A 17,777-nucleotide genomic window follows, 5' to 3' on the forward strand; every position below is an offset into this window, starting at 1 on the left:
GATTGCATTTTGCAATCGGTTGCACCATAATAAAACTGATACGATAATGCAACTGGTTTTGTGGAGAGAATCGAATGAGCCTTGATCGCCGGTCCGGCTGTCCGATCAACCTGTCGCTGGAAGTGTTCGGCGACCGCTGGAGCCTGATCATCCTCCGCGACATGATTTTCGGCGGCAGGCGCCATTTTCGCGAACTGCTCAACGGATCGATGGAAGGCATCGCCTCCAACATCCTCGCCGACCGGCTGAAGCGGCTGATGGAATTGGGCATGCTGACCAAGGCCGACGACCCCTCGCACAAGCAGAAGGCGATCTACAGCCTGACCGAGATGGCCATCACGCTGGTGCCGATCCTTGCCCATCTCGGCGCCTGGGGTCGCGTCTGGCTGCCGACCAGCGAGGAATTGTCGATCCGCGCCGAGCTTCTGGAAAAGGGCGGACCGCCGATGTGGGAAAAATTCATGGACGAGTTGCGCCATGAGCACCTCGGCGAACCGGCCGCCCCGACGGCCGGCCCATCCGTGCGGGCGACCCTGCAAGCGGCCTATGAGGCCGTCGTCGCCAGCAAGGCGCGCGCCGCCAGCCCGGCCGCGTGACCAACTATTTTCCCCGTTGAGAGGCCGCCTCTGCTACAAGAGGCGGAAAACGCACTTTACGGGATTGGACAGGCTGTTGGTTGAGAACTCCAGGGATACGGCCCGCGCTCGCGCCGATCTGCGCTTCAAGAAGCAGGAAGAAGCAGCGACCGTCCGCCAGAAGGCGATGGCGGAATATGTCGCCGAGAGCGACGCCCGCAAGGCCAAGACCGACAAGCTGCGCGCGCTGCGGCTCGCCAAGGAAGCCGAAGACCTTGCCAACGCACCGGCAGTGCCCGCCAAGAAGCCCGCCCGCGCCAAGAAAAAGTAACGCACGACACCGCCGGCAGCTTCGACCTGGTCTGAACCGGGCCATCGTCGATCGCGTAGCGATACCATCTCGCTGCACGGCGCTGTCCATCACACCGCTTCACGAGAAGCAATTTCAACCGAAAGCGGGATTGCTTCATCCGGCTGGCGGCCGAAAATTGACTCATTTCAAAACAGGAGACTGCAATGACCGCACTGTCGCTGGAAAAAGCCAATGAGATCATCGCCGCGGCCTTCGCCAAGGGCGCCGATCTCAAGCTCAAGCCGCTTGGCGTCTCGGTGCTCGATGCCGGTGGACATCTGGTCGCCTTCCAGCGCCAGGACGGCGCCTCGTTCCTGCGCCCGCAAATGTCGGCCGGCAAGGCCTATGGCGCGCTGGCCATCGGCATGGGTTCGCGCAAGGTCGAGGCCTTCGCCAAGGAGCGCCCGCATCTGGTGGCCGGCATCTCCGACGTGTCGGGCGGACGCGTGCTGCCGGTGGTCGGCGGCGTGCTGATCCGTGACAAGGCCGGTGCCATTATTGGCGCCGTCGGCATTTCCGGCGATACCTCGGACAATGACGAGGCGGCGGCCATCGCCGGCATCGAGGCCGCTGGCTTCACCGCCGATCCTGGCTGAGGCGCCGGCTCTAATTCAGGTTCCGGCTAATTCAGGTTGATGTCCCGGCTGGCCGACCGCATCGACACCGCGAATCCGGCCAGCACATCGAACAGCGCGATGATCATCAGCGTGAAGAAGATGGAGTGCGCTGCGCCCTTCACCAGCAGGAACTCGACCAGGAAGGCGACGAAGACCAGCGTCGACAGGAGATGGTCCATGATCGAAGCGCTGGTGGTGCGCGCCGACTTCACCATTTCGAGGAACAGGAAGATCAGCCCGATCAGTATCATCAGGTCGCCGAGCGTCATCGAGAACACCCCGCCCGACATCATGCGGAACGAGAACACCTCGCTCGCCCACGGATCGTCACCGCCGCCGAAAATTCCGAGCAGTCCGAGATTGTAGAGAATGAAAGGCACGATCAAGAGCGGGACGGCACCGAACATCTGGCGTCTCCATATGGGGGCATCTTCTGTAGAATGCGCCGCAGGCACGCCGTCAAGATTTTTCGTGCAAAGCCGCAAACACGGTCGAAGACCGGATGCAACAACCCTGTCAGCCGGTTGTCCGGCTGGCAGGGTTTCGGTTCTAGAGCATTTCACCGTTTCACGGAAACGGCGAACCGCTCTATCTCTTTGTTTTTACGCAATTCCGGACGGAAAACCGTGTCACACTTTTCCTGGAATTGCTCTAGCGCTTGATTTTCAATTTTGGCGCTTGAATTGACCGGCGCGAACGGCGGCACCGATGACATTGAGGATGATGTTGCCTGCCGTCATCGACGTGATCTCGTTGATATCGCGTGCCGGCGCGATCTCGACGATGTCGACGCCGACCACTTCTCCCTTGGCGAACAGCCCCTTGATCAGGTCGATCGTCTGGCGATAGGTGACGCCACCCGGCGACGGTCCCTCCACCGCCGGCATAACGGCCGGATCGAGACCGTCGGCGTCGATCGTGAGGTAGTAACGGCCGCCCTCGGGAATGCGCTCGAGCAGGGCCGCCGTGCCGATATCCTGCCACTGGCCGGCGGTGATGATGTTGGAGCCGTAGGCGCGCGCCGCTTCGACTTCTTCCATGCGGGCGCTGCCCTGGCCGCGAATGCCGAGCTGGAAGATCGCGTCGATATGCGCCATTTCGGATGCCCGTCGGATCGGGCTGGAATAGCCTTCCTTGACGCCGTTGACATTGTCGCGCCAGTCGAGATGGGCATCGATCTGCACCAGCGTGATCGGCCCCTCGCCATCGAGCGCCCGGAAGATCGGGATCGGAATGCCATGGTCGCCGCCGATGGTGATCGGCAGCGCGCCGGCGGCGCGTATCTTGCGGATCGCCGCCTCGGCTCTGGCGTAATGCCCGGTGGAATCGGACGCTTCGCCCGGCACATCGCCGACATCGACCACCTTGACGTCCTGCCCGTCGAACAGGGTACCGCCAATGTCGAAATCATAGCGATCGAGCCCAAGGCTGATACGCTGCGAGGCACGCCGCACCGCGGTCGGCGCATTGGTCTGGTCGTTGATCGTCTCGTCGATCGTATAGGGCGCGCCGTAGGGCATGCCGATGATGGCGACATCGGCGCTCAGCCTGTCGAGGTCTTCGACCAGCGGAAAGTCCAGGAATGTCTGGAAGACGGTGCGCGGCGTGACGGTCAGGTTGGACATGGGGTCTCCTCTGTTGCCTCGCCTTCGTCATCATCCGCAGCTCGAGCGGTCGGGGTCTCGCGTGTTTCCAACCACATGAAACGGCGGCGACGAAAGCGTTCAAACCCCGGTACAGCAAGGTCACTCCGGTGGGTATCGCCACCGACCGCCTTGCCTTTGGCATAGGTCATGCCGGCCCGGACACCTGCAAACGCAAAAAGACCGGCCACTGGCCGGTCTTTTGGAACCAAAAACCTTGGGAAAAGCTGGTCTCAGCTTTCCTTGGGGGTCAGCACCTGGCGACCGCGATACATGCCGGTCTTCAGGTCGATGTGGTGCGGGCGGCGCATTTCGCCGGAATTCTTGTCCTCGACATAGGTCGGGGCCTTGAGGGCGTCGGCCGAGCGGCGCATGCCGCGCTTGGACGGAGAGGTTTTGCGTTTCGGAACGGCCATGGATATGCTCCACTACATGGTCAAAAGCCCCGCCCGCCCTCGTGAAAGGGCCATGTCGGGGCCTAAATCTGAGAAAGTCGGGTGCCTATACACGCCTGATGCTGTTTTGGCCAGCGCTGCCGTGAATTTTTTTGAGCAAGCCTACCGGAGACAACCGACATAGGCGCCGGAACGGCCGGCCCTGCGTTCGATCAGGTTGGCAAGCCTTCTCAGGCCCGGTCCGGGTTTCGCCGGATTGCGGGCGATCGGGTTTGGCAGTGTGACGGCCAGAAGTGCCGCCTGCCGTCTGGACAGCTGTTTTGCCGAAACGCCGAAATGGTGCTGCGCCGCGGCCTCGATGCCGTAGATGCCCGGCCCCCATTCGGCGATGTTGAGATAGATCTCCATGATGCGCCGTTTCGACATCACCGCGTCGAAGTAGACGGCCAGCGGCAGTTCGACGACCTTGCGCACCGAGCCCAGCGGCCGCGACCACAGGAAAAGGTTCTTCACCGTCTGCATGGTGATGGTCGAGGCACCGCGCGTCGCCTCGCCGGCCAGCGCGTCGTCGACGACGCCCCGGAGTTCGCCGAGATCGACGCCGCGGTGGAAGCAGAACTGCCCGTCCTCCGACATGATGACCGAATGGGCCAACACCGGCGCGACATCGTCGATCGATACCCAGCGCCGGTCATAGCCGGAGAATGTCGTCAGGTCCTTCAGCATCAGCGTCGACACCGGATGCACGAAGGGTGGCAAGTAAAGAAAGGTGAACACCACCGGGATGAGCGCCAGCACGGCGGCCACGACGATGCCACGCCGGACCCAGCGCCTGAGACTGCGGCGGTTCACGCCGCGCGATCTCGGCGCCATGTCCAGCTTTTCGGTTTCATGATCGACGATCGGTTCCGCCAAGCCGCCCAACCCGTGCTTCTCCCTCCCCCGGCATAATGGCGCTTGCCTTCTTGCGCAACGTCTGAGTGTCGGCTACCGCTCCCGGCCATGACGAATGACGACGAAATGGCGTTCGAAATGGCGCTCATCAGGCGGGCAGCCGCCGTCGAGGTGCTACTGCGGCGGCTGCTCGACGACCGTCCGCTCACGGGTGAGATCGCGCGGCCCGGCCGTCTGATGGCGGCGATGCGCCATGGCGTGCTGAACGGCGGCAAGCGCCTGCGCCCGTTCCTGGTGATGGAAAGCGCGGCGCTTTTTTCAGCCGATGGCGAGGCGGCGCTGCGCGTCGCCGCGGCACTTGAATGCGTGCACTGCTATTCGCTGATCCATGACGACCTGCCGGCGATGGACGACGACGATCTGCGCCGCGGCCAGCCGACCGTCCACAAGGCCTTCGACGAGGCGACCGCGATCCTGGCCGGCGATGCCTTGCTGACGCTGGCCTTCGACATCATTGCCGGCGAGGCAACCGTTCTGCCGGCCGAGCGGCGGGCTGCCCTTGTGCTGGCGCTCGCCCGCGCCGCCGGGGCCGGCGGCATGGTCGGCGGCCAGACGCTCGACCTCGAAGCCGAGCGCACGCCGCCGGACGAAGCCGGCATCATCCGGCTGCAGGCGATGAAGACAGGCGCGCTGATCCGCTTCGCCTGCGAGGCGGGCGCCATCATCGCCGGCGCTCCGGCCGAAGACCGCGAGCGGCTGGCCGAATTCGGCTCGGCCGTCGGCCTTGCCTTCCAGCTTGCCGATGACCTGCTCGACCTGACGGCCGACGCCAGCCAGATGGGCAAAGCCACCGGCAAGGACGCCGCCGCCGGCAAGGCAACGTTGGTGGCGCTGCACGGGACGAACTGGGCGCGCAGCCAGTTGCACGGGCTTGTCGAGCAGGCGCACGCATTGCTCGAACCCTATGGCGAGAACGCAGCCTTGCTGAAGGCCGCCGCCACATTCGTCGCGACGCGGAACAACTGACGGGCGGCCGCCGATATCGGGACCGCATGGCGAGAACCAACGGAGATCAGCGTAGATGTCATCCAATCTGTTCGATCTCGCCGGGCGCAGGGCGCTGGTAACCGGCTCCTCGCAAGGCATCGGGTTTGCTTTGGCCAAAGGGCTGCGCCAAGCCGGCGCCGTGGTCATCCTCAACGGCCGTGACGCGGAAAAGCTCGACGCCGCGGCAGCGCAGATCGGCGGAGCGGAAACGCTCGCCTTCGACGCCACCGACCACAACGCGGTCCGTTCCGCGATCGACAGTTTCGAGCTGTCCGGCGGGCCGATCGACATATTGGTGAACAATGCCGGCATGCAGTTCCGCACGCCGCTCGAGGACTTTCCCGCCGACGCGTTCGAACGCCTGCTGCAGACCAATGTCGCCAGCGTCTTCCATGTCGGCCAGGCCGTCGCCCGGCACATGATCCGTCGCGGGCGCGGCAAGATCATCAACATCGCCAGCGTCCAGACGGCGCTTGCCCGCCCCGGCATCGCGCCCTACACGGCGACCAAAGGCGCGGTCGGCAATTTGACCAAGGGCATGGCGACGGACTGGGCCAGGTTCGGCCTGCAATGCAACGCCATCGCGCCCGGCTATTTCGACACGCCGCTGAATGCCGCGCTGGTCGCCGATCCGGCATTCACCGAATGGCTTGAAAAGCGCACGCCGGCCGGCCGCTGGGGCAAGGTCGAGGAGCTGGTCGGGGCCTGTGTCTTCCTCGCCTCCGATGCCTCGTCCTTTGTCAACGGCCATATCCTCTATGTCGATGGCGGCATCACGGCATCGATCTGATCTCGCTTCTCCGTTGTCGAGCAACTCGCCGGTCCGCGCGAACGAAATCTTAATGTAAATGAAGCGTAATCCCGACCATTAAAATAATGCGTATGTGTTGGGGTTGCGCATGCCGGAATATTCTTCCTTCATCCGATTGGTCCGGATTCGTTATCTTTCAGGATTGTTGGCCTTCGCGCTGGCTTCGGCCATCATCATTTTCGCGCTCAATCGCGTCAATTCCTTCCGCCATGAGGTCGATGCGCTGAGCGCCAATCTCGTGATCTTCACCCGCGACCTGCGCAACGCAACCAGCTTCTCCGAGACAACCAGCTCCGCCTGGCGGGCAGAAACGCGCGATGCCCTGACCACCGCGGCGCGTGGCCATTCGGAGCGCCTGACCGGCGAGATCGAAACGCTGAGCGCGCAGCTCGCCGCGATTCGGTCGCGCCTGTCCGCCGGGACCCTCAACGAGCTCGAAGCGGCCTCCGTCAACGGCGACCTGTTCTGGTCGCCGCGCGACATGGTGCGCAACTTCAACTTGATGTCGGTGGCGCAAAAGACCGACGAATGGAGTTCCCGCGAAATCCGCAACCAGAACGATCTGTTCGTCCAGCCCATGCTGGTCCGCGTGCGCACCGCCATGGATGAAGAGCGTCACCTGGCCGATATCGCCAGCGACCGGCTGCTGCTCTGGGCGAGCGGCCTTTTGTTCGCGGTCCTGGCCGTCGTCGCCTTCTGGATCTTCCGGCCGATGGAACAGGCGATCCGTCGCGCCTTTGCCCAATCGGCCGAATCCCTGTTCAAGGCCGAGGCCGCCGACCGCGCCAAGTCGGAATTCCTGGCCAATATGAGCCACGAGATCCGCACGCCGATGAACGGCGTGCTCGGCATGGCCGAGCTCCTGGCCAAGACCGAACTGACCGCTCGCCAGAAGACCTTCACCGACGTCATCGTCAAATCGGGCAACGCGCTGCTCACCATCATCAACGACATCCTCGATTTCTCCAAGATCAATGCCGGCCAGTTGACGCTGGACCCCGCCCCCTTCCGCCTTTCCGAAGCTGTCGAGGACGTGGCGACGCTGGTATCGGCGCGCGTCGCCGAAAAGAACCTCGAGCTGATCGTGCGTGTCGACCCGCGCCTGCCGGCCTATGTCGTCGGCGACGCCGGCCGGTTCCGGCAGATCGTCACCAATCTGGTCGGCAATGCGGTGAAGTTCACGGAGAAGGGCCATGTGCTGATCGATGTCGGCGGTGAGACCGTCAACGGCGTCGTCCAGCTCAAGCTGCGTGTCGAGGACACCGGCATCGGCATCCCGGCCGAGAAGCTGCAGAACGTATTCGAGAAATTCGCCCAGGTCGACGGATCGTCGACCCGCCGTCACGAAGGCACCGGGCTCGGACTTGCCATCGCCGCCCGTCTCGTCGACCTGATGGCCGGCAAGATCGGCGTCGAGAGCGAGATCGGCCGCGGTTCGGTGTTCTGGTTCGCGGTGCCGCTGCCCCTTCACACTGCCCAGGCGCGCGACGAGATCGTGCCGGTGGACGTCACCGGCGCACGCGTGCTGGTCATTGACGACAATCCGGTCAACCGCGAGATCCTGCTCGAACAGCTGAGGAGCTGGAGCTTCGACTGCGCCGCCGCCGAAAGCGGTGCGGTGGGGCTGGCCTTCCTCGACCGCGCCTACCAGCTGGGTGCGGCAGTCGACTGCATCATCCTCGACTACCAGATGCCCGGCATGAACGGTGCCGACGTCGCGCGGGCCATTGCCGCCGACAGCCGGCTGTCGGCCATCCCTATCGTCATCCTGACCTCGGTCGACCAGGTCGATTTCGGCAAGATGATCATCGACTTCGGCATTGCCGCGCATCTGACCAAGCCGGCGCGCTCCGCCGTTCTGCTCGGCACCGTCATCTCGGTCATCCAGAAGGCTCGCTCCCAGGTCGGCAAGGCGCAATTCACGCGTGAGCCGGTCCAGCCTCAGCCTCAGCCGGCACCGCTCCCCTTCACCGTCATCCGTGGCCCCGCCTTGCCGGTGGTCCCGGCGCCGGAATCGACCGCCACGCCGAACGGGCCGATCGACATCCTCATTGCCGAGGACAATGATGTGAACCAGCTTGTGTTCGGCCAGATCCTCAACGGCCTGGGCCTCAGCTACCGCATCGCCGGCAATGGCCGCACGGCGGTCGAGATGTACCGCTCGCTGCGTCCCAGGCTGATCCTGATGGATGTCTCGATGCCCGAGATGAACGGCTATGAAGCGACCCGCGCCATTCGGGCGATCGAGACCTCTTCGGGCGGCCACATCCCGATCATCGGCGTCACCGCGCATGCGCTGAAGGGCGACCGGGACAAATGCATCGAGGCCGGCATGGACGACTATCTGCCCAAGCCGGTTTCACCCGATCGCCTCGGCGCCAAGATCGGCACATGGCTGAGCGAGACGGTGGTGGCGAAGACGGCCTGAGCACCCGGCATCGACACCTTAGACGGCTGCGTCCACATGAAAGCGGCGCATCCAGTCCAGGCTCGTCTCGTCGGAGAGCTTTGCGACGCCTGGCCGCACCGCCTCGGCGTCAGGCGCTTGAACGCCCAGGGCTTCGCAGATGGTTAGCAATGCCGCGGCCGGATCGGCGGAAAGGCGCTCATAGCCTACCCGCAACGGGGTGACGCCCTGTTTTGCGAACCATGTGTTCCAGGCCGCGTCATACGCTTCAAGCTCGGCGAGCTCGCCCTTGATCCGCCGGAAGTCATACCGAGGTTGCGCGGGAACTCCGACCCTCTCGATCTCGGTTCCGTCGGGCGCGACATGCCAAAGGCCGGTCTGCTGCGCCTTCACCAGCGAGACAGCCTGGGCCAGCTTGTCCTCGCGCGACAGGTGTATGTAGAGGACATGGCCAAAGGCCTTTTCGAAGCGCGCTGTGTCCGACGCAAGCCCAGGAAAAATCCGGTCGAGGATCGCCGAAAGCTCATCCAGGTTTTCGCGCATCAGGCGCAGGCCGAAGATATCTGTCCCGCCCTTCCCTGCAGCGATTGCCGCTTCGAGATAGGCAACACTGAATTCGAGCTCGTCCATCGTCTCGCGGGCTGGCAGTTTCCACTCCTGCGCCCACTCCGTCACATCCTGCCGCCGGTAGAAGGAGTGGGGATCGCCTGACGTCCCGGTGGAGGCCAGCAGCTTGCACAGCAGAGTGCTCCCGGTTCTCGGCGTGCCGCAGATAATATAGGCGTCGAACATATGGCCGCTCTTGTCGTGTTTGAGGCAGGGCAAGCCCGGCCAATCGATCGCCGCCTATAGTCGAAATTGTTGCTGGATGCGACGGGCGCATTCGAGCGGCGTGAGCACGCTGGTGTCAACTTCGAGGTCGTAGCGTATTCCCTTGTGCACACGCCCATATTGCCAACGTGCCAGGCCGGGCAGCCGGTCAGCCCGTTGGGTTTCGCGGGCTTCCAGAACGTCCAGCGGCGCCATGACGCCGACCCGATGGAGATCGAAGGCCGACAGCAGCTCGACATATTCCGATATTTCGCCGTTGCACAGCACGTCGTCGACGATGAGGTTGTTGCCTTGTCCGGCCATGGCTGCAACGGCGTGGCGCATGCCGCGCAGGGTCCGTGCACCGATCGGTCCAGTCCTGATCACGACCGAAGGCTTGCCGTCCTGCCGGATGGTTTCATAGGAAAAGCCATCGGCATGGTCCTGCAAGGCATCGGGCAGCATCGCGATGAAACTGTCCATCTGGACATGCAGGAATGGTTCGGCGGTGATCTGCTGCAGCGCCCTGGCGATCGAGGATTTGCCGGCACTGCCGACGCCGTTGAGCAGAACGATCCTGGCTGGCAATTTCAACCGCCTCCTTCAGTCCTGTCGGCTATCGGTTGCGCACCACCACGCAGGCTCCGCCGACACTCTGCAGTTTCTGGCAGATGAGATTGGCGTCGGCGCGGTCATTCACCCCGATCCTGACGGCATAGATGCCGCGCCGGCCGATCGGCGTACGCACACGGCTCACCACCGGATCATGGCCGCTGAGCAGGGCCGGGAAACGGCCTCTCACCCGCAGCCATTGGCCGATCGCCGCGCTGCGGCGGAAATTGCCCGCCACCTGGACGCCCCACGGCTTGACGTTGATCGAAGCCATCGCGACGGTCCTCGACATGATCACGGGCAGCTTGCGGCAGGCGGCGGCAAAATCCCTCTTTGCGTCGAGGGGTTCGATCTTACCGGCATAAGCACGGTCGGTGAACTTGTCGACCGGCTCGCCCATGACGTCGAAGACATAGCTCTCGGTCTCCATCGGCAGGAAGCCGCCCGAACCCAGCCAGCGCGACACCCGGCTTTCGCCGGCATTGTAGGCGGCCGCCGCCAGGCCGAGATTGCCGTAGCTGGTTTTCATTTCGGCCAGGTATTTCGCCGACGCCGGGATCGCCTGGTTGATGTCGAAGGAATTGGCGAGCCCGCGCATCTTGGCGGTGCCCGGCATGAACTGGGCGATGCCTTCGGCGCCGACGGGGCTGACCGCGTTGGGATCGAACCGGCTTTCCTTCCAGATCAGCCGGGCGAAGAAATCCCGCGGCAACCCGTTCTGGTCGGCATGGGCCTGGATCAGATTGCAGACCTTGTCGATCAGCCTTTGCTTGGCCGATTGCGGCGGGTCCGCCTGAACCAGCGTCGACCAGGCCAGCCCGCATAGGGAAATCAGCGCCACCCAGAGGAAACGCTGCATTTGCCCTACTCTGCCGCGGCCTTGCCGCCGCGACCGAACCTCTGCTCGATATAGTCGGCGACCATTTTCTCGAAATCCGATGCGATCGACGGCCCTCGCAATGTCGCCGCCTTCTTGCCGTCGACGAAGACGGGAGCCGTCGGCGTCTCACCGGTGCCGGGCAGCGAAATGCCGATATCGGCATGCTTGGATTCACCCGGGCCGTTGACGATGCAGCCCATCACCGCGACCTTGAGGTTCTCGACACCGGGATATTTTTCACGCCACACCGGCATGTTCTTGCGCAGGTCCGCCTGGATGTTCTGGGCGAGTTCCTGGAACACGGTGGAGGTGGTGCGACCGCAGCCGGGGCAAGCGGCGACGATCGGCACGAACTGCCGGAAACCCATGGTCTGCAGCAGCTCCTGCGACACCTGCACCTCACGCGTGCGGTCGCCATTCGGCTCCGGCGTCAGCGAGATGCGGATGGTGTCGCCGATGCCTTGCTGCAAGAGGATGCCCATCGCGGCGGACGAGGCGACGATGCCTTTCGAACCCATGCCGGCTTCGGTCAGGCCAAGATGCAGCGCGTGGTTGGAGCGGGTGGCAAGTTCGGTATAGACCGCGATCAGGTCCTGCACGCCGCTGACCTTGGCCGACAGGATGATCTTCTCGCGCCCGAGGCCGATCTCTTCGGCCATCTCGGCCGACAGGATCGCCGACTGCACGATCGCCTCGCGAGTGACTTCCTGCGCGGTCAGCGGGAAACCCTTGTCCTGGTTGTCGTCCATCAGCTGGGTCAAAAGCTCCTGGTCGAGCGAGCCCCAGTTCACCCCGATGCGTACCGGCTTGTCGTACCTGATCGCCATTTCGACAATCGCCGCGAACTGCCGGTCCTTCTTGTCCTTGAAGCCGACATTGCCGGGATTGATGCGGTATTTGGCAAGCGCCTCGGCGCAGGCCGGATGGTCGGCCAGGAGCTTGTGGCCGATATAGTGGAAGTCGCCGACCAGCGGCACGTTGATGCCAAGCCGCAGCAAGCGCTCGTGAATACGGGGCACGGCGGCCGCGCTCTCGTCGCGGTCGACGGTGATGCGCACGATCTCGGAGCCGGCGCGGTGCAGCGCCGCGACCTGCGCGACCGTCTGGTCGATGTCGGCTGTATCGGTGTTGGTCATCGACTGCACGACGACCGGCGCGCCGCCGCCGACGACCACGCCGCCGACATCGACGCCGACCGAGGTGCGGCGAGGGAAGGGAAAGGAAAAATATCCGGTCATGCCGGCAGCCTTTTGTCTCTGAAGCCCCATGCGTCCACTTGGACACACGAACGCTCCCCGGGGCCGATACGCTGAAGTTCGGGCATGAGGTGGATGAGCAAAGATGGCTTGTCAATGGCGACAGGTCGCCACTGGCAGCAATTGATCCCCGCCGGGGACCTGAAACGGTCCACGACCGGGGTCAAAAGCGAGACCGGAAAGGATATTAGCTGCGGCTCATGGTGGAGCGGTGAAAATCAAAACTCACACCGGCGGCGCTTGCCGCCGGCAAGGAAAACCGCAAGTAACGAGCGGCTATATCAGGTGAGCGTCAATGCGTGGTCGCCCTCAGTTTTTCAATCTCGTCCTTGAGTGCCAGCTTGCGTCGCTTGAGATTCACGATTTCGAGGTCGTCCACCGACGGGTGGTTCATCGCGTCATCGATCTCGCGTTCGATGTCGCCGTGTTTCCGCTGCAACTCATCAAGATGGGATGCAAGAGACATGATTGGTTCTCCCTTTCATGGTTTCCTCGATTGCAGCCGTCAAAGGCACGTCCACCGCAGGTCGCTTCTGTGACGGCACAATGACACTGTGCCACCTTCCGGCTGGGATGTCGAATGCTGCGTGGTAGCATTCCACGACAATGTGAAATGTGATATGGCCTGCGCGCCGGTGGCAGAAATTGCCGCCCCCGCCCAATCAGGCCCAGTTTTGGGCGCCGCAGACGTGCAGACGGTAGAGAATGTCCGATCAGGAACAGGCCGATATTCGCCTCGAATTTTCCCGGCTGAAGCAGGAACACGCCGATTTCGACGCGGCGATCAACGCGATGATCGCCATGGGTTGTGATCCGCTGCAAATCCAGCGCATGAAGAAGAAGAAACTGGTCCTCAAGGATCGGCTGATGGCGTTGGAAGACAAGATCATCCCCGACATCATCGCTTGAGCCGCGGGCACCAAGCGTCCTCCATCATGCTTCGCCTATCCGGCGATCGATAGCCTGGCGGCGCGCTCGCGCAGCAGGCCGATGAGGCTGGCGGTCCGCTCATCGGTGGTATCGATGGGAACCACCAGGCACATCGTCGCCTCGACCTTGCCCGGCGCTGAAAAGACCGGCACGGCAAGGCATTTCGTATAGGCATCGACCAGCCCCGAAGTGACGCAGTAGCCGGTGACCCGCGCCTTGGCGATGTCGGCGACGAAATCGTCGAGCTTGAGCTTGCGCCCGTCGGGCAGCACGAGATCGTCGTCCGATACCATGGCTTCGATCGCGGCCCTGTCCAGCCCCGCCAGCAGCAGCCGCCCCGAAGCGGTCCACGGCAGCGGTATCTGCAGGCCGGTGGCCGAACTGATGCGGAACGGCCTGGTACCCGGGCTCGCGTGGACGATGGTGTAGCGGCCACTTTGCAACATGCACAGTTCCGAGGTCTCGCCGGTCTCGCGCGACACATTGTCGACCTCCTGGCGCCCTCGCCGCATCAGGTCGTTACCGCGCACATAATCCATCCCGTAGAGGTAGAGCTTCTTGCCGAAATAGACGCGGTTGCCGTCGCCTTCCATCTCCAGCAGGCCGGCGTCGACCAGCGACCGCACCAGCGTGTAGGTCGTCGACCGCGGTGCATTCACCCCCTTGGCAAGATCGCCGATGCCGATGGCGCGCTGCGTCGTATGAAGAAACTCCAGGATTTCGAGCACCCGGTTGAGACCCTTTTCCCGAGAGCCTGAAATCTTCTCGCCGGCTGAAACAGCCAGGGTATTGGTATCTTGCATTGTCAATTCCTGATGTTAGTATCTGTCTTGTACAGGATACATACGTCTCTTGTAAGAGACAATCGCTGTGAAAACAATGACGTGTCTTGCCTGTGCATAGGGGAACACAACACGAAAGGAGGTCGCCGTGAACGACACATCCGGAAGACGTGATTTTCTGAAATTAGGAATGGCGGGACTGGCGACGGCCGGCGTTTTGGCAACCGTCGATGCCCAGAAGGCCGCCGCCCAGGCAGCGTCCGACAGCTTGCTGCGCACCGTGCTCGATCGCGGCAAGCTCATCGTCGGCACCGGCAGCACCAACGCGCCCTGGCATTTCGAGAACGATGCCGGCGAGTTGGTCGGCATGGACATCACCATGGGGCGCATCCTGGCCAAGGGCCTTTTCGACGATCCGACCAAGGTCGAGTTCGTCATGCAGGATCCGGCGCAGCGCATTCCCAACGTCACCACCAACAAGGTCGACATCACCATCCAGTTCATGACGATGACGGCGCAGCGCTCGCAGCTGATCAACTTCACCAGGCCGTATTACGTCGAAGGCGTCGCCTTGCTGACGCTTCCCAACGCCGAGAACAAGACCTTCGACAAATTGCTTGCCGGCGGTTCGGCGACGCGCATCTCGATCCTGCAGAACGTCGATGCGGAAACTTCGGTCCATTATGCCTTGCCGCAGGCGCAAGTGATGCAGATCGACACCCAGGCCAACGTGCTGCAGGCCTTGGAGTCCAAGCGGGTCGATGCGGCCGCGGTCGATCTCTCCACCGTGCGCTGGCTCGCCTCGCGCAATCCCGACAAATATTTCGATGCCGGCAAAAGCTGGTACTCGATGCTCTATGGCGCGGCCCTGCGGCAAGGCGATCTCGACTGGCTGACCTTCGTCGACCAGACCTTCACCATCGCCATGTTCGGCCATGAATCGGCGCTCTACGACGCTGCCTTCAAGGACTATTTCGGCCAGGAGCCGCCGGCGCGCCACCCCGGCTTTCCGGTCATCTGACCCAGCAGGCGGAAGGGCGGCATTCGCCCTTCCGCTTTTCTTCCGACGCCCTTCACACCGAGGCGGAAGCATGGGCTATGCCCTCAATTTCAACCTGATCTGGCGGCATTTCGACAAGCTTTGGGGCGGCCTGCTGCTCAGCCTCGAGCTTGCCGTCATCTCGATCGCCATCGGCGTCGTCATCGGGCTGGTGCTCGCGGTCTGGTATGTCTCGGCCGGACGCGTGGTGCGGGCGGTGATCGCCGCCTATGTCGAATTCATCCGCAACGTACCGCTGATTCTGCTGGTTTATCTCGTCTTCTATGGCCTGCCGACCGTGGTCGACCTCGCCTACAGCGCGCCGACCTCGTTCGTGCTGACGCTGTCGGTTTATAGCGGCGCCTATCTGGTCGAGGTGTTTCGCTCGGGCCTCGAAGCCGTCCCGCGCGGCCAGCTCGATGCCGGCAAGGCGATCGGCCTGACACCGTGGCAGAGGCTGCTGCATGTGCGCCTGCCGACCATGCTGCGCATCACGCTGCCGGCGCTGTCCAACACCTTCATATCGCTGTTCAAGGACACCTCGATCGCCTCGGTCATCTCGGTGCCGGAGCTCACCTACGGCGCCCAGTGGATCAACTTCAACACCTTCCGCATCGTCGAGGTCTATCTGGTCACCACGGCGATGTATCTGGTCACCGGCTATGCCCTGCTTTTCGCGCTCAGGCTCGTCGAGCGCCGGTTCAGGGCGGCGCGCTGACATGCTTGGCCAGATCTTCTACGCCTTGCCGTTCCTCGCCGAAGGCTTCGCCGTGACCTTGTGGGTGTCACTGCTGGTCGTCGTCCTGTCGCTCATCGCCGGTGTCCTGTTGGGGGTCGGCCTGGTCTATGGCCCCACTCCGTTGCGCTGGGCGGTGCGCATCTTCTCGGACACCATCCGTGGCATCCCGATCCTGGTGCTGATGTTCTTCGTCTATTACGGCCTGCCGGCGATCGGGCTTCATCTGCCATCGTTCTGGGCCGCCGTGTTCGCGCTCACCTTGTTCAAGACCGCGCAAGTGGTGGAATATGTGCGCGGCGCCGTCGGCTCCATCCCGAAGGGCCAGTCCGAAGCGGCGATGGCGATCGGGCTGACCTTCCGCCAGCGACTGGCCTACGTCATCTTTCCGCAGGCCTTCCGACGCTTCCTGCCGCCGTGGATCAACGGCGTCACCGATGCGGTCAAGGGCAGCGCGCTGGTGTCGCTGCTCGGCATCACCGATCTGATGCAGGCCATCAACCAGGTCATCGGCCGCACCTATGAGGCGATGCCGCTCTATATACTGGGCGCGCTCATCTACTTCGCGGTCAACTACGCGCTCTCGCTCGCCAGCCGGCGACTCGAGCGGCGTTTCTCCTTCATCCGGGAATAGTACGATGTCCGAAGCCTCAACCGCCAGTCCCGCGCTGCTCGACGTGCGCGATGTCTCCAAGGCCTTCGGCGCCGTCGAGGTGTTGCGTTCCGTCAGCCTTGAGGTCAAGCGCGGCGAGGTGGTCACCGTCATCGGCCCCTCCGGCAGCGGCAAGACCACGCTGCTGCGCTGCGTCAACTTCCTGGAGAGCTACGACAGCGGCTCGATCCGCATCGACGGCAAGGAGGTCGGCTACCGCGAGGCCGCAACGCGCCAGCGCCGCAGCGAACGCGACTTGGCCAGCATGCGCGCCGAGACCGGAATGGTGTTCCAGAGCTTCAACCTGTTTCCGCATCTGACGGCGGCCGGCAACATCATGCTCGGGCTCACCAAGGTACGGGGAAAGAGCGAGGCCGAGGCGCGCCAGGCGGCCGAACACTGGCTCGGCCGCGTTGGTTTGGCCCACAAGGCCGACAGCCTGCCGGCCGAACTCTCCGGCGGCCAGCAGCAGCGCGTCGGCATCGCGCGCGCCGTGGCCATGGAGCCGAAGATCCTGCTGCTCGACGAGATCACCTCGGCGCTCGACCCCGAGCTGGTTGGCGAGGTGCTGGCCGTGGTGCGCAGCCTTGCCGAGGACGGCATGACCATGCTGATGGTGACGCATGAAATGGCCTTCGCCCGCGACGCATCGAGCCGCATCGTCTTCATGGCCGATGGTGGCGTCAGCGCTGTTGGTCCGCCCAAGGAAATCCTCGCGGCGGAGACCAGCAACGAGCGCCTCCGCACCTTCCTGGCGCGCTTCCGCGCCTCGCATTTCTGACATCGGACGGCCGACACCGCCCATTTTTGAATATCGGGTGGCTGAAGCCATCCAAGGGAGCCTTCTTCCATGACGCCTTACATCCGGCTCGCCGAACTCGGCCTGAAGCTGCCCGAGCCGCCGACGCCCATCGCCAACTTCGTCACCCATGCAGAGAGCGGCCGGCTGATCTTCCTCTCCGGCCAGGGGCCGCTGCGCGCCGACGGCACGCTTTGCACCGGCAAGGTCGGCGAGGACGTGACGGTCGAGCAGGCCTATGAGCATGCCCGCCTCACCGGGCTCAATCTGCTCGCCGTCATGCATGCCGCCGCCGGCGATCTCGGCCGCATCGTGCGCGTCGTCAAGCTGCTCGGCTTCGTCAATGCGACGCCGACCTTCAGCGACCATCCGAAGGTGGTCAACGGCTGCTCGGATCTGTTCGCCGATGTCTTCGACAAGATCGGCGGCCATGCGCGCTCGGCGATCGGCGTCGGCTCGCTGCCTGGAAACATCACTGTCGAAATTGAGGCGGTCGTCGAGATCGCCGCAGCCTGATTTGTCACTCACGGGACCTGCTGA

22 protein-coding genes are annotated in these 17,777 nt (G+C 63.5%); 12 read left to right on the top strand and 10 right to left on the bottom strand.

Translation table 11 applies throughout. The features are described from left to right. Nucleotides 1-74 precede the first annotated feature (74 nt). From LB577_RS11940 to LB577_RS11950, 3 genes are all read left to right on the top strand, one after another. Nucleotides 75-596 (top strand): winged helix-turn-helix transcriptional regulator, encoded by a 522-nt coding sequence (locus LB577_RS11940; RefSeq protein ID WP_224686850.1) that lies wholly within the window; start codon nt 75-77, stop codon nt 594-596. A gap of 76 nt (nt 597-672) precedes the next feature. Continuing rightward, nucleotides 673-906 carry a hypothetical protein gene (locus LB577_RS11945; protein ID WP_013892611.1) on the top strand — a complete coding sequence of 78 codons (234 nt, stop codon included), beginning with the start codon at nt 673-675 and terminating at the stop codon, nt 904-906. A gap of 185 nt (nt 907-1,091) precedes the next feature. Beyond that, the gene (locus LB577_RS11950) at nt 1,092-1,523 is read left to right on the top strand and encodes a GlcG/HbpS family heme-binding protein (RefSeq protein ID WP_224686851.1); all 432 of its coding nucleotides are present in this window, start codon (nt 1,092-1,094) and stop codon (nt 1,521-1,523) included. Nucleotides 1,524-1,549: 26 nt separating this feature from the next. Here the strand turns inward: LB577_RS11950 and LB577_RS11955 are convergent, their stop codons facing one another. From LB577_RS11955 to LB577_RS11970, 4 genes are all read right to left on the bottom strand, one after another. Continuing rightward, nucleotides 1,550-1,951 carry a hypothetical protein gene (locus LB577_RS11955; RefSeq protein ID WP_013892609.1) on the bottom strand — a complete coding sequence of 134 codons (402 nt, stop codon included), beginning with the start codon at nt 1,949-1,951 and terminating at the stop codon, nt 1,550-1,552. Nucleotides 1,952-2,209: 258 nt separating this feature from the next. Next, entirely contained in the window at nt 2,210-3,169 is a 960-nt protein-coding gene (locus LB577_RS11960) for an agmatinase (RefSeq protein WP_224686852.1), read from the bottom strand. Nucleotides 3,170-3,420: 251 nt separating this feature from the next. Beyond that, entirely contained in the window at nt 3,421-3,603 is a 183-nt protein-coding gene (gene rpmF, locus LB577_RS11965) for a 50S ribosomal protein L32 (protein WP_008834724.1), read from the bottom strand. 141 nt (nt 3,604-3,744) lie between these two features. Next, on the bottom strand, nt 3,745-4,506 hold the full coding sequence (locus LB577_RS11970; RefSeq protein WP_031249896.1) for a biosynthetic peptidoglycan transglycosylase: 762 nt from the start codon (nt 4,504-4,506) through the stop codon (nt 3,745-3,747). Between the two features lie 78 nt (nt 4,507-4,584). Between LB577_RS11970 and LB577_RS11975 the strand changes: the two genes are divergently transcribed. The 3 genes from LB577_RS11975 (at nt 4,585) to LB577_RS11985 (ending at nt 8,762) form a co-directional block, all read left to right on the top strand. Further along, complete coding sequence (locus LB577_RS11975) at nt 4,585-5,502, top strand: polyprenyl synthetase family protein (RefSeq protein ID WP_411969241.1); 918 nt, start codon at nt 4,585-4,587, stop codon at nt 5,500-5,502. Nucleotides 5,503-5,557: 55 nt separating this feature from the next. Further along, nucleotides 5,558-6,313, top strand: coding sequence for an SDR family oxidoreductase (locus tag LB577_RS11980; protein WP_224686853.1), 756 nt, complete (start codon nt 5,558-5,560; stop codon nt 6,311-6,313). Between the two features lie 109 nt (nt 6,314-6,422). Continuing rightward, nucleotides 6,423-8,762 (top strand): response regulator, encoded by a 2,340-nt coding sequence (locus tag LB577_RS11985; RefSeq protein ID WP_224686854.1) that lies wholly within the window; start codon nt 6,423-6,425, stop codon nt 8,760-8,762. A gap of 18 nt (nt 8,763-8,780) precedes the next feature. Here LB577_RS11985 and LB577_RS11990 read toward each other — a convergent pair whose 3' ends face one another. From LB577_RS11990 to LB577_RS12010, 5 genes are all read right to left on the bottom strand, one after another. Continuing rightward, a complete protein-coding gene (locus LB577_RS11990; RefSeq protein ID WP_224686855.1) occupies nt 8,781-9,533 on the bottom strand; it encodes a Stf0 family sulfotransferase in 753 nt (250 codons plus the stop codon). A 54-nt stretch (nt 9,534-9,587) separates the two neighbouring features. Further along, nucleotides 9,588-10,139 (bottom strand): phosphotransferase-like protein, encoded by a 552-nt coding sequence (locus tag LB577_RS11995; RefSeq protein ID WP_224686856.1) that lies wholly within the window; start codon nt 10,137-10,139, stop codon nt 9,588-9,590. 28 nt (nt 10,140-10,167) lie between these two features. Continuing rightward, nucleotides 10,168-11,022: a lytic transglycosylase domain-containing protein gene (locus LB577_RS12000; protein ID WP_224686857.1), complete on the bottom strand. Its 855-nt coding sequence runs from the start codon at nt 11,020-11,022 to the stop codon at nt 10,168-10,170. Between the two features lie 5 nt (nt 11,023-11,027). Then, nucleotides 11,028-12,281 carry a flavodoxin-dependent (E)-4-hydroxy-3-methylbut-2-enyl-diphosphate synthase gene (gene ispG, locus LB577_RS12005; protein WP_224686858.1) on the bottom strand — a complete coding sequence of 418 codons (1,254 nt, stop codon included), beginning with the start codon at nt 12,279-12,281 and terminating at the stop codon, nt 11,028-11,030. A 310-nt stretch (nt 12,282-12,591) separates the two neighbouring features. Then, nucleotides 12,592-12,765, bottom strand: coding sequence for a YdcH family protein (locus LB577_RS12010; RefSeq protein WP_013892599.1), 174 nt, complete (start codon nt 12,763-12,765; stop codon nt 12,592-12,594). 239 nt (nt 12,766-13,004) lie between these two features. Between LB577_RS12010 and LB577_RS12015 the strand changes: the two genes are divergently transcribed. After that, nucleotides 13,005-13,208 (top strand): YdcH family protein, encoded by a 204-nt coding sequence (locus LB577_RS12015; RefSeq protein ID WP_013892598.1) that lies wholly within the window; start codon nt 13,005-13,007, stop codon nt 13,206-13,208. A 35-nt stretch (nt 13,209-13,243) separates the two neighbouring features. On the opposite strand, the gene LB577_RS12020 is transcribed toward LB577_RS12015, so the two are convergent. Next, nucleotides 13,244-14,032: an IclR family transcriptional regulator gene (locus LB577_RS12020; RefSeq protein ID WP_224686859.1), complete on the bottom strand. Its 789-nt coding sequence runs from the start codon at nt 14,030-14,032 to the stop codon at nt 13,244-13,246. Between the two features lie 169 nt (nt 14,033-14,201). On the opposite strand from LB577_RS12020, the gene LB577_RS12025 reads away from it, so the two are divergent. From LB577_RS12025 to LB577_RS12045, 5 genes are all read left to right on the top strand, one after another. Continuing rightward, entirely contained in the window at nt 14,202-15,032 is an 831-nt protein-coding gene (locus LB577_RS12025) for a transporter substrate-binding domain-containing protein (protein ID WP_174324795.1), read from the top strand. 70 nt (nt 15,033-15,102) lie between these two features. Next, entirely contained in the window at nt 15,103-15,768 is a 666-nt protein-coding gene (locus LB577_RS12030; protein WP_013892595.1) for an amino acid ABC transporter permease, read from the top strand. 1 nt (nt 15,769) lies between these two features. Further along, nucleotides 15,770-16,420 carry an amino acid ABC transporter permease gene (locus LB577_RS12035; protein ID WP_224686860.1) on the top strand — a complete coding sequence of 217 codons (651 nt, stop codon included), beginning with the start codon at nt 15,770-15,772 and terminating at the stop codon, nt 16,418-16,420. Between the two features lie 4 nt (nt 16,421-16,424). Continuing rightward, entirely contained in the window at nt 16,425-17,219 is a 795-nt protein-coding gene (locus LB577_RS12040) for an amino acid ABC transporter ATP-binding protein (protein WP_013892593.1), read from the top strand. Between the two features lie 69 nt (nt 17,220-17,288). Next, on the top strand, nt 17,289-17,753 hold the full coding sequence (locus tag LB577_RS12045; RefSeq protein ID WP_013892592.1) for a RidA family protein: 465 nt from the start codon (nt 17,289-17,291) through the stop codon (nt 17,751-17,753). The last annotated feature ends 24 nt before the right edge of the window (nt 17,754-17,777 follow it).

This window comes from Mesorhizobium sp. B283B1A, assembly GCF_020165735.1.
GTDB classification, from domain to species: Bacteria; Pseudomonadota; Alphaproteobacteria; order Rhizobiales; family Rhizobiaceae; genus Mesorhizobium; species Mesorhizobium opportunistum.

Bases quoted from the DNA above. Each gene is read 5' to 3' on its own strand.
- LB577_RS11960 (WP_224686852.1), bottom strand. From the start codon at position 3,169: ATGTCCAACCTGACCGTCACGCCGCGCACCGTCTTCCAGACATTCCTG.
- LB577_RS12000 (WP_224686857.1), bottom strand. From the start codon at position 11,022: ATGCAGCGTTTCCTCTGGGTGGCGCTGATTTCCCTATGCGGGCTGGCC.
- LB577_RS12020 (WP_224686859.1), bottom strand. From the start codon at position 14,032: ATGCAAGATACCAATACCCTGGCTGTTTCAGCCGGCGAGAAGATTTCA.
- LB577_RS11980 (WP_224686853.1), top strand. From the start codon at position 5,558: ATGTCATCCAATCTGTTCGATCTCGCCGGGCGCAGGGCGCTGGTAACC.
- LB577_RS11940 (WP_224686850.1), top strand. From the start codon at position 75: ATGAGCCTTGATCGCCGGTCCGGCTGTCCGATCAACCTGTCGCTGGAA.
- LB577_RS11950 (WP_224686851.1), top strand. From the start codon at position 1,092: ATGACCGCACTGTCGCTGGAAAAAGCCAATGAGATCATCGCCGCGGCC.
- ispG (WP_224686858.1), bottom strand. From the start codon at position 12,281: ATGACCGGATATTTTTCCTTTCCCTTCCCTCGCCGCACCTCGGTCGGC.
- LB577_RS12010 (WP_013892599.1), bottom strand. From the start codon at position 12,765: ATGTCTCTTGCATCCCATCTTGATGAGTTGCAGCGGAAACACGGCGAC.
- LB577_RS11975 (WP_411969241.1), top strand. From the start codon at position 4,585: ATGACGAATGACGACGAAATGGCGTTCGAAATGGCGCTCATCAGGCGG.
- LB577_RS11955 (WP_013892609.1), bottom strand. From the start codon at position 1,951: ATGTTCGGTGCCGTCCCGCTCTTGATCGTGCCTTTCATTCTCTACAAT.
- LB577_RS12040 (WP_013892593.1), top strand. From the start codon at position 16,425: ATGTCCGAAGCCTCAACCGCCAGTCCCGCGCTGCTCGACGTGCGCGAT.
- LB577_RS12030 (WP_013892595.1), top strand. From the start codon at position 15,103: ATGGGCTATGCCCTCAATTTCAACCTGATCTGGCGGCATTTCGACAAG.
- LB577_RS11985 (WP_224686854.1), top strand. From the start codon at position 6,423: ATGCCGGAATATTCTTCCTTCATCCGATTGGTCCGGATTCGTTATCTT.
- LB577_RS12015 (WP_013892598.1), top strand. From the start codon at position 13,005: ATGTCCGATCAGGAACAGGCCGATATTCGCCTCGAATTTTCCCGGCTG.
- rpmF (WP_008834724.1), bottom strand. From the start codon at position 3,603: ATGGCCGTTCCGAAACGCAAAACCTCTCCGTCCAAGCGCGGCATGCGC.
- LB577_RS11990 (WP_224686855.1), bottom strand. From the start codon at position 9,533: ATGTTCGACGCCTATATTATCTGCGGCACGCCGAGAACCGGGAGCACT.
- LB577_RS12045 (WP_013892592.1), top strand. From the start codon at position 17,289: ATGACGCCTTACATCCGGCTCGCCGAACTCGGCCTGAAGCTGCCCGAG.
- LB577_RS12025 (WP_174324795.1), top strand. From the start codon at position 14,202: ATGGCGGGACTGGCGACGGCCGGCGTTTTGGCAACCGTCGATGCCCAG.
- LB577_RS12035 (WP_224686860.1), top strand. From the start codon at position 15,770: ATGCTTGGCCAGATCTTCTACGCCTTGCCGTTCCTCGCCGAAGGCTTC.